The 11,945-nt window shown below is 67.8% G+C and carries 10 protein-coding genes and 1 pseudogene; 1 reads left to right on the forward strand and 10 read right to left on the reverse strand.

All coding sequences use genetic code 11. From position 1 onward, the window contains the following. Window positions 1–76: 76 nt before the first annotated feature. The gene (locus tag FFS52_RS20905; protein ID WP_171011693.1) at window positions 77–1,492 is read left to right on the forward strand and encodes a cytochrome P450; all 1,416 of its coding nucleotides are present in this window, start codon (window positions 77–79) and stop codon (window positions 1,490–1,492) included. Between the two features lie 751 nt (window positions 1,493–2,243). Here the strand turns inward: FFS52_RS20905 and FFS52_RS20910 are convergent. The 10 genes and pseudogenes from FFS52_RS20910 to FFS52_RS20955 form a co-directional block, all read right to left on the reverse strand. Next, complete coding sequence (locus tag FFS52_RS20910; RefSeq protein ID WP_137810810.1) at window positions 2,244–2,852, reverse strand: FKBP-type peptidyl-prolyl cis-trans isomerase; 609 nt, start codon at window positions 2,850–2,852, stop codon at window positions 2,244–2,246. 29 nt (window positions 2,853–2,881) lie between these two features. Continuing rightward, window positions 2,882–3,361 (reverse strand): SRPBCC family protein, encoded by a 480-nt coding sequence (locus FFS52_RS20915; protein WP_171011694.1) that lies wholly within the window; start codon window positions 3,359–3,361, stop codon window positions 2,882–2,884. 5 nt (window positions 3,362–3,366) lie between these two features. Continuing rightward, window positions 3,367–4,395, reverse strand: a pseudogene (locus FFS52_RS20920) (LLM class F420-dependent oxidoreductase); the annotation flags it as partial. Further along, a complete protein-coding gene (locus FFS52_RS20925) occupies window positions 4,392–4,820 on the reverse strand; it encodes a nuclear transport factor 2 family protein (RefSeq protein WP_065631913.1) in 429 nt (142 codons plus the stop codon). The pseudogene FFS52_RS20920 and the gene FFS52_RS20925, both read right to left, overlap by 4 nt. Then, entirely contained in the window at window positions 4,786–5,787 is a 1,002-nt protein-coding gene (locus tag FFS52_RS20930; RefSeq protein ID WP_137810811.1) for an EamA family transporter, read from the reverse strand. The genes FFS52_RS20925 and FFS52_RS20930 overlap by 35 nt, the downstream gene beginning before the upstream one ends. Further along, on the reverse strand, window positions 5,784–6,896 hold the full coding sequence (locus FFS52_RS20935) for an MSMEG_0565 family glycosyltransferase (RefSeq protein ID WP_137810819.1): 1,113 nt from the start codon (window positions 6,894–6,896) through the stop codon (window positions 5,784–5,786). Before FFS52_RS20935 ends, FFS52_RS20930 begins: the two co-directional genes overlap by 4 nt. A gap of 20 nt (window positions 6,897–6,916) precedes the next feature. Next, a complete protein-coding gene (locus tag FFS52_RS20940) occupies window positions 6,917–7,765 on the reverse strand; it encodes a carbon-nitrogen hydrolase family protein (protein ID WP_137810812.1) in 849 nt (282 codons plus the stop codon). A gap of 49 nt (window positions 7,766–7,814) precedes the next feature. Further along, window positions 7,815–9,245 carry an MSMEG_0567/sll0787 family protein gene (locus tag FFS52_RS20945; RefSeq protein WP_137810813.1) on the reverse strand — a complete coding sequence of 477 codons (1,431 nt, stop codon included), beginning with the start codon at window positions 9,243–9,245 and terminating at the stop codon, window positions 7,815–7,817. A gap of 1 nt (window position 9,246) precedes the next feature. Next, window positions 9,247–10,302, reverse strand: coding sequence for an MSMEG_0568 family radical SAM protein (locus tag FFS52_RS20950; protein ID WP_137810814.1), 1,056 nt, complete (start codon window positions 10,300–10,302; stop codon window positions 9,247–9,249). 176 nt (window positions 10,303–10,478) lie between these two features. After that, the gene (locus FFS52_RS20955; RefSeq protein ID WP_137810815.1) at window positions 10,479–11,750 is read right to left on the reverse strand and encodes an MSMEG_0569 family flavin-dependent oxidoreductase; all 1,272 of its coding nucleotides are present in this window, start codon (window positions 11,748–11,750) and stop codon (window positions 10,479–10,481) included. Window positions 11,751–11,945 lie beyond the last annotated feature (195 nt).

Below are 11,945 nucleotides of genomic sequence, written 5' to 3' on the forward strand. Positions count from 1 at the left end.
GAAACAGACGCTAAAATCCGTTCCAATGGTGCATAGTGATGTAACGCACATCGGAACAACGGGGAGTGGCAGGTTCATGACGAGTCGGAAAAAGCAGATCCAGAGCGTGCTGGCGAAGGCGAGCAGCATGTACCCGAGCTCGGAGCGTCCGCTGGCCGAGCCGCCCGCCGGATCCGATCTCAAGCCGGTGATGGGTGACCCAGGGGTTCCGTGGCTCGGCAACACCCTCGAAGCGCTCGTCGACCCGCTCAAGTCGGCGATGGAACGTTTCGAGCGGTACGGACAGGTCTCCTGGTCGGGTGCGCTGGGGATGAACATGGTCACCCTCGTCGGTCCGGACGCGATCGAAGCGGTGTGGATGAACCGCAAGAAGGCGTTCTCGAGCGAACTCGGCTGGGAACCGATGATCGGCCCGTTCTTCCGCCGGGGCGTGATGCTGATGGACTTCGACGAGCACATGCAGCACCGCCGCATCATGCAGCAGGCGTTCAGCCGCCCCCGCCTCACCGGCTACCTCGACATCATGACCCCGCACATCGAGAAGACCCTCGCCAACTGGGAGGTGGGCAACGGCTTCAAGATGTACTCCCGGACCAAGGACCTCACCCTGTCGCTGGCGACCGAAGTCTTCATGGGTGCTCACGTCAGCGAGTCCGAGGCCCACCGACTGGAGCACGCCTTCGAGGCGGCGGTTCGCGGCGGTCAGGCGATCGTGCGCAAGGACGTCGGCAACTGGACCTGGGCCAAGGGGCTCCGGGGCCGCGAGGTGCTGCAGGAGTACTTCCGCTCCGAGATCCCGCTGCGTCGCGGCAACGACGCCGACGACCTGTTCAGCGTGCTCTGCAACGCCGAGAGCGACGAGGGCGAGACGTTCTCCGACGAGGACATCGTCAACCACATGATCTTCGTGATGATGGCTGCACACGACACCAGCACCATCGCGCTGTCGATGATGACCTACTTCCTCGGCAAGCACCCCGAGTGGCAGCAGCGCCTGCGCGAGGAGTCCCTGGCCCTCGACAAGCCGACGATCGACTACGACGACGTCGACAAGCTGCCCAGCATGGAGCTGGCCTTCAAGGAGACGCTGCGCCTCAACGCCCCGGTCGGGATGCTCTTCCGCATGGCGATCGAGGACACCGAGGTCTGCGGCCATTACATCCCGAAGGGCACGCTGCTCGGCATCCACCCGTGGGCGACGATGCTGCGCAAGGAATGGTGGCCCAACCCCACCCACTTCGACCCCGAACGCTTCTCGCCGGAACGCCGCGAGGACAAGGTCCACCGCTTCGCATGGGCACCCTTCGGCGGCGGTGCCCACAAGTGCATCGGCCTGTATTTCGGTGGCATGGAGGTGAAGTCGATCCTGCACCAGATGCTCCAGCGCTTCGAATGGGACGTCCCGGCCGGTTACCGCCCGGAACTCACCTACGGCACCGGTCCGACCCCCGCCGACGGCCTCCCGATCAACCTGCGGCACCGCAAGATCTGACGGTTCCTCACACCCGAGGAGCGAGCCGCTCCACCGCTCCCCGGGGGTGCGAGTAGCGCAGGCACCATCCCACCGCTCTCCGGGGTGCGAGCAGCGCGAGCACCGGCCCACCGCTCTCCGGGGTGCGAGTAGCGCGAGCACCGGCCCACCGCTCTCCGGGGTGCGAGTAGCGCAAGCACCAACCCACCGCTTCCCGGGGTGCGAGCAGCGCAAGCACCAGCCCACCGGTCTCCGGGGTGCGAGTAGCGCAAGCACCAACCCACCGCTCCCTGAGGTGCGAGGAGCGATAGCGACGAGCCACGAAGGGTCCCAGTCGATCTCACGGCTGGGGCCTTCGTGGTTCGCTGCTCGTGCAACTCAAGGTCAGGAGTAGACAGGCGCAAAAGAAATTCTCATCCCCCTGAGCACGATCGAAGGGAAATATGCCCTTCGATCACGCTGAGAGGGACGCGTTTTGGCACGCCAGAGGTCCAACTGTGCGCAACCGCAGACCCCAACGGGTGAAGAGCGACGGCGACGACCTCAGCAGAGCCCCTCCCCGCTGATTGAGCCGGCACCGAGCGAAGCCGCCGGGCCGAGCAAGCGACGAAGGAGCGCGTCGAGGTCGAGAAGTCCACCCCCCGCTGATGAGCCGGCACCGAGCGGAGCGAGGAGTCCACCCCGCTGATTGAGCCGGCACCGAGCGGAGCGAGGAGCCGTGTCGAAATCACCTGGTGACCCGAAGTCACCAAGTGACTCCGCGCGACAACCCCTACGACGCCCCGAGAATGCTGATCTCGAAGACGAGGGTGTCGCCGACCTCGATGTTCGCCTGCGGATTGCCCTGCGCGTAACCGTCGGCCGACGTCATGGCGACGCCCACCTTCGACCCGACCTTCTGTCCCGCGATGGCCTTGCTGAACCCGGGGATCACGCCGTCGAGCGGGAAGGTCACGGGGGAGCCGTTTGCGTAGGCGCTGTCGAAGGTCTCGCCGGTGCGGCCGTTCACGCCGACATAGCAGACCGACACCGACGCGGTGTCCGGCACGACGGCGCCGTCACCCTCGACGAGCGTCTTGACCTGGGTCTCGTCGACGCTGAACGGATTCTCGACAGTGATGTTGGGGGCTTCGGTCGCGGTGGACGCGACCATCTGCAATCCACCGGTGGTGCCCTGCTCGGTCCACTGCGGCGTGGCATCGGCGTTCGCGGGTGCGGTCGGGCAGCTCTCGGCCCCCGCTACCGGGGTCTCGGCGCCGCCGGTCGCCGCGGTCGCGGTGGGTTCGGTTGTGCCCGAGCCGGAATCGGAGTCGGAGCTGCAACCGGCGACAGCCAGGACGAGAGCGGTGCCGAGGGCGAGGGTCACGTTCTTGATGTTCACCCTCGGAACGCTACCCGAGGCGCGGCCCCTCACCGAGAGCCTCGACCGGCCAACAGTCGAGCAGCGCGCTCGAGATCGGCCCGAACGGCTTGCGCGGCCGGCCATCGCGTCGCAGTCAGCGCCAGCCCACCGATCGCGGGCACCGTCAGCACCGCCTCGGCATGCACGTCGGTGCCCCCATCCCGGCCGCCCCCGTCGCGTTCGGCGAACGTCAACGTGAGGACCGCGTCAACGGACCGCCACCGTCCGATCTCCTGCCACCGTCGACGGGACTCACAGGCGGTCACCTCCATCCGCGGCGACACCCCGGGTACGACGGTGACGTCGGTCCAGCTGGTGCCGACGTCACCCGCCCGGTCACCGATCGGCCGCAGGTCGTCGATGCGGCGCAGACTCGACTGCCATTCCGGTCGATTCGCCGGGTCGGCGAGGTAGTCGAAGGTGACCTCGATCGGGGCGTCGAACGAGACCACCGTGTCGATGACGGTGAAGCGGGCGGGGGAGAGCACCAGTGGATGAGCCCCGCGAGCTGCTCGACCTCGGCGACGCTGCCCGGCGACACGAGCATCATCGTCACCCCGCACGACTCCCAGACCTTGATCTGTTCACGCACGTGGTCCAGGTCGCCGACGATTGCCGAGTCGTCCACGACGGCATCGGGGATGATCTGCGCCGCTTCGTCTTTGCGGTTGCTGCGGAAGAGTGCGGTCACCTCGTCGACGACGTCGGAGTAGCCCATCCGGCGGTACACCTCGGCATGGAAGTTGGTGTCCTCGCTGCCCATCCCGCCCATGTACAGCGCCAGGAACGGCTTGATCGCGGCGTAGGTACCTTCGCGGTCATCGGTGACGACGATCTGGGCGGTCGCGCAGATCTCGAAGTCCTCGCGACTGCGTCGTGCACCCGGGCGGGCGAATCCCTCGTCGAGCCACTCGTTGTACGTGTCGGCCATGCGCGGCGTGTAGAACAGCGGCAACCACCCGTCGGCGATCTCCGCGGCGAGCGCGACGTTCTTCGGCCCCTCGGCACCGAGCATGACGGGGATGTCGCTGCGCAGCGGGTGTGTGATCGGCTTGAGCGTCTTGCCCAGTCCCGATGCGCCCTCCCCGTCGAACGGCAGGGGATAGTGCGGTCCGGCGCTGCTGACCGGCGCCTCGCGCGCCCACACCTGACGCATGATGTCGATGTACTCGCGGGTCCGGGCCAGCGGCTTGGCGAACTTCTGCCCGTACCAGCCTTCGACGACCTGCGGTCCCGACACACCCAGCCCGACGATGTGCCGACCGCCGGACAGGTGGTCGAGGGTCAGCGCGGCCATCGCACACGCGGTGGGGGTGCGGGCCGAGAGCTGCAGCACCGACGTCCCGAGCCGGACACGGTCCGTCGACGACCCGAGCCAGGCCAGCGGGGTGTAGGCGTCGGATCCCCAGGCCTCGGCGGTGAAGATGCTGTCGAAACCGGACTCCTCGGCCGCGGCGACGATCTCGGCGTGGTGGGTCGGCGGTTGCGCGCCCCAGTAGCCCAGTTGCAGACCGAGTTTCACCGGCTGACCCCCTCGGACTCCGCAGTGTTCCCTGACTCCGCGGCGGCCTCGGCGGCGATCTGATCGAACTGCGCGCCCATCGCCGCGGCGACGGCCTGTGCTCCCGACAGCGGCCGAACCATGACCATGAGGTCGTCGATCTTGCCGTCATCGTTGACGTGAATGAAGTCGCAGCCGGTGATCTTCTTCCCGTCGACCACGGCTTCGAAGACGAGCGCCGAGTCGCGTCCGCCGGCGTCGTTGATCTCTCGGATATAGCGGAAGTCCTCGAAGACCCGCAGCACGCCCCGCAGGATGGCCGACGTGATGGCCTTGCCCGGATACGGCTTGAACGCGACCGGACTGGTGAAGACCACATCGTCGGCGAGCAGGGCCCTCATGGCCTGCTCGTCACGCGCCTCGACGGCCTCTCGGAACTGCTTCATGCGTCGACCTCCCTGTCGATGATCCTGCGTCGACGCTAGTGGATGCCGGGCCGGTTGCGGACGGAAGGCGAGGGGCCAGCAGGACGACCAGCGCCGTCGCCAGCATTGCGATGCCCACCCAACCGGTCGCGGTGATGGATTCCGACAGCACTCCGACGGCCAGCGCGGTCGCGACGGCAGGCTCGATCAGGGTGATGGTGGTGGCGGTCGAACTGTCGATCCGACCGAGTCCACGACTGAACAGCACGTACCCGAGGAACTGCGGAACCAGGACGAGGTAGGCGAGAACGCCGAGGGTTTCGGGGTGCGCGACCACGGCCGGTACCCCGACCGCGACGATCGGCAGCAGGAACACTCCGCCCAGACCCATGACGGTCCCGGCCGCGGCGCCGCGTGGCACCGACCTGTTCATGAGCCGACGCATCGCCCACGACAGCCCGGCGTAGGTGACACCCGCGAGCAGGCCGAGGCCGACACCGAGCGCCGCCGACGAGCTCCCGCCGAGTGCGTCCGAATGCGACGACTCGCTGCGCGACAACGCCAACGCCGCACTGCCGACGATGCCGAGCGCGCACGCGATGGTCCACCGCAGGGTCAACCTCCGCCCGTCGGCCACGCGCTCGATGACCGCCGACACCAGCGGTGCCGACGCCAACGACACGACGGTTCCGAGCGCGACGCCGCCGACCCGCATCGACCCGAAGAAGCAGAGTGGGTAGATCAGCACGCAGATCCCACCGAGAAGAGCGACCCGCCACTGTGCCGTCACCGACGACCACGCGGCTCGAATCCCGCGGGCGTTGACAGCCGCCTGCAACAAGCCGCCGCCGCACATGGCCACGGCGCCGACGGTCACGGCACTGAGCTCGGGCGCCATCGCCGCAGCGGTACCCGAGGTGCCCCACAGGATCGCGGTGAGGGCGACCGCCAGCATCCCGATGCGTTCGTTCCGGCGGGACTCGCTCATCCGTGGGTGCCGACCGGCGACGCCGGATGGGGGTGTCGCGCATAGAACTCGAGGTGCCGACGTGCCGCGTCGTCCCACGTGAGTGACGCGGCCAGGGCACGCCCGGACGCAGTGCGATCGGGGTCGGGCACGAGAGAGGCGTTGAGGGCGTCGGCCAGTTCGGCGACGGTCGAGGCGTAGGAGACGGTCGTACCGAACACCTCACGCAGGATGGGGAGGTCTCGCGCGACGACGGGACGCCCCGCGGCGAGGGCTTCCATCGCGGCCAGGCCGAAGCCCTCCTTCACCGATGGGAACGCGAACACCCGGCAGGCGGCGACCAGTGCCGGCAGGTCGTCGTCCGGCACATTCCCGAGCACGACCGGTTCGACGTCGAGTTCGGCTCGCCGACGGTCAAAGTCGGCACGGTAGTCGCGGTAGTCGAACAGGGTCTCGCCGCCCGCGAAGACGAGCTTCAGGCCCGGGTGACGTTCGCGCAGTACGGCATATGCCTCCAGAAGGTCGATGCTGCCCTTGCGCGGTTCGATCCCCCCGACGGCGAGCACGTAGTCGCCCAGCTGATCCGACCAGCGTCGTCGTGCCTCGAGGGACTCGGGGGAGTCCGATGCCGCGCCGGCGAAGCGTTCGTAGGAAACGCCATTCGGGATCACCGTCGGATGCAAGTCCCAGCCCTGCTCGACCTCATCCGCGACCGCTCGTGACACACAGATCCGCGCATACGGGTTGACCACGGCCTTCTCGTGGCAGTCGACGAGGATCGGCGTCGTGAACTGGTCGAGATGGTGGATCGTGCGGATGCACGTCCCGACGGCGTTGGCGCTGATGCAGTCCTGCGCGTGCACGATGTCGAAGTCGGCCGCGTCGAAGGCGGCCCGCAGGGTGTCGATGGACCGCACGATGCGCTCGGTGATCGACTCGTTCTCCCGGTCGGGGAACGGGACGAGCCGCACCCGCACAGCCGGAACCACAGCGCGGAAGAAGCCCTCGTCGCCCCCGCGGGCGAGCGACCACACCGTGACGTCGGCGCCGAGCCGCGACATCGCCTCGGCCAGATTCAACGTATGCACCACGCCGCCGCGGGGTTTCGTCGAATAGGTCAGGAGAGCGATGCGGAGATTCTGCGTAGCGGTCACCGCTGGTCCGCCGGCATCGTCGACCGGTACGTGTCCGGCCGGAGTTCGGCAAGGTGACTCAGGACGCGCCGCGCCCGGTCGACCTCGGCGTCGACATCGACTGTCACCGTGGCCATTCCGCCTTTCGAACGAGTGGTTGCCAGGATGTCGCCACCCGGTCCGACGACCTTCGCCTGACCGAGGAAGCGCAGTGACCCCATCACCCCGGTCTGGTTCGACGACACGACGAACACCTGATTCTCGGCAGCTCGAGCGCTGTCGTAGAGATCGAACAACCGGGACTGGCGGTCGGCCGGTAGGCGTGCGGCGCGGTCGGTGACGCTGGCCGGCCACGCGGACAGCGCCGCGATGATCCGTGCGCCGTCTAGCGCCAGCGTGCGTGCCGACTCCGGGAAGGTCTTGTCGTAGTCGATCAGCATGCCGATGCGACCGACCGGGGTGTCGAAGGCACCGAAGGAGTCACCGGCCGCGTAGGCGAGTGCCTCGCCGGCGGGCTGATGAACCTTACGGTGCGTGCCCAGGATGCCGTCCCCCGTGACGCAGACGGCAGTGTTGAATCGCTGCTCGCCGACCGCTTCGGTGTACCCGATGCACACGGTCATGTCACCGGCAGCGGCCGTGATCGCCGCGAGTTCCGGACCGTCCGGGTACAGCGCCGGGGGCAGTTCGGCCGGGTCGGGTCGTCGAAGATCGCCGAGGTATCCGCCCAGTGAGGCGTCGGGGAAGACGAGAAGGTCGACGCCGTCGCGCGCCGCGGATTCGACGATGCCGACCGCTTTGGCGACACCGCGTTCCACGTCGCGTCCGAAGTGCGCGGCGAGGGCGCCGAGGGTGACCGTCCTCATGGGCGAAGGGTACCGGTCGGATCCGTCGGCCGGCCGGGTCGCTGGGGAATCATGCGACCCCTAGTCCGGTGACCGTCGACGCGACGGCGACAGTCGTCTCGCCGTCGGGCCACCGCAGCCGCACGCCCGGTCGGGCGGTCAGCCGGCCGCAATCGGCGGTCGTCACCGGCTCGGGTGCAGGGACGTCGCGTCGAGCACCCGCCCGGTCGGTGCTGAGCATGGCATAACCGGGGAAGCAGGTGAGCCACGCACCCATCGACGCGTCGTCGGGCCGCGGCACTGCTGTCACGTCCACCTCGGCACCGGTTCCCGACGCTTCGGCGAGCATGCCGAGTGTGCCGACGATCCCGGCCATGCTGACGTCTTTGGCCGACTCTGGGCGAACGTTCGCGAGGTGTGATGCCATGGCGCACAGTTCGTCACTGCTGCGTGAACTCGTCGAGTCCCACTGACGGTCGTGATAGCCGGGTCGCCAGGAGCCGCCGAGGTCGGCGTGCAGGGTGACGGTGTCGCCGACCCGGCCACCGCCGGCGGGCAGTGGACTGGGCGTGGTTCCCAGCGCGGTCACCGCCAGCGCCGACGGCACGCCGACCTGCGTGTGCCCACCGAGAACGGGGGTGCGCCACGCGGCTGCCGCCGAGGAGATCCCGCGGATGATGCGCGTCAAGTGCGACGTCGTGGGCGCGCCGACGGCATCGAGCAGACCGAGCGGCCGAGCCCCCATCGCGCTGAGGTCGTTGAGGTTGACGAGCACCGAACACCAACCGGCCCACTCCGGATCGCGTTCGATCATCGACGGGACGATGGCGTCGCAGGCGGCGATGACGTCGGTGCCCGGCAGCGGAACGCCGTCGTCGCCACGGAATCCAGCAGCTCCGAGACCGCCCGGTTGGTCTGCGAACGGCGCGAGTGCCTCGGCGAGAACCGCTTTCGTCCCGTCGACTGTGCGCTGAATTCGGTTGAGTGGGTAGCCCATCTCCCGATGCGGCCGCTCATTGATCACCGGGCCTGGCCCGCGGTCCTGCCAGCCGAGCCTCGAGAACATCGGTACGTACCGATCCTGGACGGTCGCGTCGAACCGCAGAGCACCCAGTTGTTCGACGTGCGCGCACGCCGCCCGCACGAGCGCCGGCCCGATCCCGGCTGCGTTGCCCGGATCGCCGACGACGAGCCGCGACCCGAACCACCATCCGATGTCGGTATGCGCGGACCCCGCCCACGGCGTGGGGGCGATTCGCACCCCACCCGCGATCGTCCCGTCGGGCAGTGTCGCGACTAGGACGGTGGTGCGCGGGTCGTCGTCGATGTCATCGACGTCGGAGCGGTCGAAAAGCGCCTGCCGCTCAACGAATTCGCGGTACCGCAGCACGCGATACGCCGCATGCTCCCGCGGGCTGTCCGCGACGGTGATCAGGAACTCCGACCGCGGCGTCGTGCGCGGAAGCCCGGACAGGATCGATAGTTCGCCCCGTGACAACACGTCAGCCCCCGACCGTCGGCAGGACGCTACAGGCACCGCAAGCCGCGCAACCCGCACGTTGCTCCGACCCGGACATCCCGATGAAGCTCAGATGACCGGCCACCTCGCGAGTGATCTTCTCGACGATCGTGGGGTCGGGTGCCGGGGCGTTGTCGACGTCGACGGCGAGAGTCCCCCCGTGACGCCGGAACGGCACGATGAAGGGATACACGCCCATATCGGCGAGTTCCTTGGCGCCGGCGATCATCTCGTCGGTGTCCTCGCCGAGACCGACGAGCAGGTAGGTCGACACCTGGTTGCGCCCGAACACCCGGACCGCCTCGGCCCACGCCGCCCGGTACTCCGACATCGGTACCGTCGACTTGCCGGGCATCCAGCGACGCCGCACGTCGTCGTCGAGGGATTCGACGTGGATACCGATGGCGTCCGCACCGGCCTCCCGAAGTTCGGTCAGCACGGCCAGATCTGCGGGCGGTTCGCACTGGACCTGGATCGGCAGTTCGGGCACAGCCGCCTTGATCGCTCGGACGCACCGGGCGAGGTGACGGGCTCCGCGGTCGCGTCCACCGCTGGTGCCGGTGGTCATGACCATGTTGGTGACGCCGTCGAGATCGACGGCCGCACGGGCGACTTCGGCGAGTTGCTCGGGCTTCTTCACCGCGATCGTCGAGCCGGACGTCAGCGACTCCTCGATCGAACAGAACCGGCACCGCTGGTCCTCGGCGTACCGGATGCAGGTCTGCAGGACAGTTGTCGCCAACACGTTGCGTCCGTGCAGGCGAGCGATCTTCTCGTAGCTCACCCCGTCCGCGGTCTGCAGGTCGTAGAACCGGGGACGTCCGATCGCACTGACCTCGACACCGATGTCGACCCCGTCGTACAGCACGCGATCACCGTCGAAGACGAACGGACTCTGCGGGTTCCGCGGGATCGCGGCATGCAACCCGTCGACCATGAGGTGGCCGTCGTCGCTGGGTCCCGCCCCACCGGTGCGCTGCACCGGCGGCTCCCCGCGAATACCGAGCAACGCCAGGTCAACTCGTGTGGATACCGTCATGGGTACTCCTTATCCTTTGCTCCCTGAGGTGCGAGGAGCGATAGCGACGAGCCTCGAAGGGCTCGTATGTTCCACTGCTGGTTGAGCCGACCCCGAGCGAAGCGAGGCGTCGAGTCGAAGCCACCTGCTGACCCGTCCTCAACAACGCAACCCCGGTGCCCACAGAAACCCCAAACCTACTGCGCAACAACCAACTGCGCGCGTCCACCACGAACCGATCCAACAACATGCTCAGCCACATACCTCGCGTCGCGATCGATACCAAGGAACCGTCCGGACCCCCAGGTGTGCATCCACGGCAATCCGACGAAGCTGAGCCCGGGGACTTCGGTGATCCCGCGCGTCTGCATCGGCCGGCCACCGCCGTCGAACGCGCTGGCCTCGATCCACCGGTAGTCGGGTCGGTAGCCGATGGCCCAGATGATCGAGGTGACGTCTTCGGCCGAGAGATCGAGTTCGGTCGGATCGACCTCGGGAGCCCACACCGGCTCGTACCGCGATGCCTCCGGCGCGTCGATGCCGAGCTTGTCGATATGGCGGTCGATGTCACCGCAGATCGAGTTGTACACGGCGTCGGCCCGGTCGAGGGCGGCCGTCAGCGTCGGCGCGAACCGCAGCGTCGAGTCCTTGCCGTCACTGAGCACGCCGTACAGCTTCATTCCCTCGGTCGCGAATCGTCGGAGGTCGATGTCGCGGCCGCCGTCGCGACCGGTGACGTAGTGATTCGTCTTCTCCTGCGCAGCCCGTCCGCCGGGGTACTCCTGGGTCGGCGTGTCGTAGAGACCCATGTCCGACAGCCAGGTCATGCAGTCGCGGCCGCGGTAGAACCGAGCGACTCGCGGTGCGTTACCGATCGCGAGATGCACCTGCCTACCGGCGAGGTGCAAGTCCTCGGCGATCTGCGTGCCCGACTGTCCCGACCCGACGACCAGCACCGCACCGTCGGGGAGTTGTTCCGGGTTGAAGTACTCCTCGGAGTGCACCTGGTGCACGGCCGGATCCAACGACGATGCGAACGGTGGCACCACCGGCAGGGGATAACCGCCGGTCGCGATGACGGCCTGATCGCAGGTGAGCGACCGCATTCCGTCGGGGCCTTCAAGAGTCAGCTCGAACCGATCACCGGCGAGACGTTGCAGGCGAGTGACTTTGGTGTGTTCGACGAGGGGTGGTTCGAAGGTCTCCAGCCAACCGTGCAACCACTCTACGACTTCGTCACGGGTCATGAAGCCGTCCGGATCCGGGCCGTCGTAAGAGTATCCAGGGAGCTTGCAATGCCAGTTCGGAGTCACCAGCGTGAAGTTGTCCCAACGCTTATCGGCCCATGCATGAACCGCGGTGTCGGCTTCGACGACGAGATGTTCGACGCCCGCCTTCCCGAGGTACCAGCTGACCGAGAGGCCGGCCTGTCCGCCGCCGATGACGACGACCGGCACGTGTGCGTTCATGACAGCTCCTCATTGCTGGTTCCACCGCTGGTTGAGCCGGGCCGGAGCGAAGCGACGCCCCGAGTCGAAGCCACCTCCGCATCCCCACCGCTGGTTTCAGTGTCAGGGTTGTCTAGCCACTTCGGTGGTGGTTGGGTTCTGACCATCAGGCATCTGGCTCTACCGCTGGTTACCGCCCCTGGCTGTATTGGGCTG

The organism is Gordonia sp. ALPHA1B1 (assembly GCF_005502615.1).
Taxonomy (GTDB): Bacteria; Actinomycetota; Actinomycetes; order Mycobacteriales; family Mycobacteriaceae; genus Gordonia; species Gordonia hongkongensis.

Excerpts from the sequence above, each read along its gene's own strand:
- FFS52_RS20905 (WP_171011693.1), top strand. The coding sequence starts at position 77 with ATGACGAGTCGGAAAAAGCAGATCCAGAGCGTGCTGGCGAAGGCGAGC.
- FFS52_RS20925 (WP_065631913.1), bottom strand. The coding sequence starts at position 4,820 with ATGAAGCAGTTCCGAGAGGCCGTCGAGGCGCGTGACGAGCAGGCCATG.
- FFS52_RS20930 (WP_137810811.1), bottom strand. The coding sequence starts at position 5,787 with ATGAGCGAGTCCCGCCGGAACGAACGCATCGGGATGCTGGCGGTCGCC.
- FFS52_RS20940 (WP_137810812.1), bottom strand. The coding sequence starts at position 7,765 with ATGAGGACGGTCACCCTCGGCGCCCTCGCCGCGCACTTCGGACGCGAC.
- FFS52_RS20950 (WP_137810814.1), bottom strand. The coding sequence starts at position 10,302 with ATGACGGTATCCACACGAGTTGACCTGGCGTTGCTCGGTATTCGCGGG.
- FFS52_RS20955 (WP_137810815.1), bottom strand. The coding sequence starts at position 11,750 with ATGAACGCACACGTGCCGGTCGTCGTCATCGGCGGCGGACAGGCCGGC.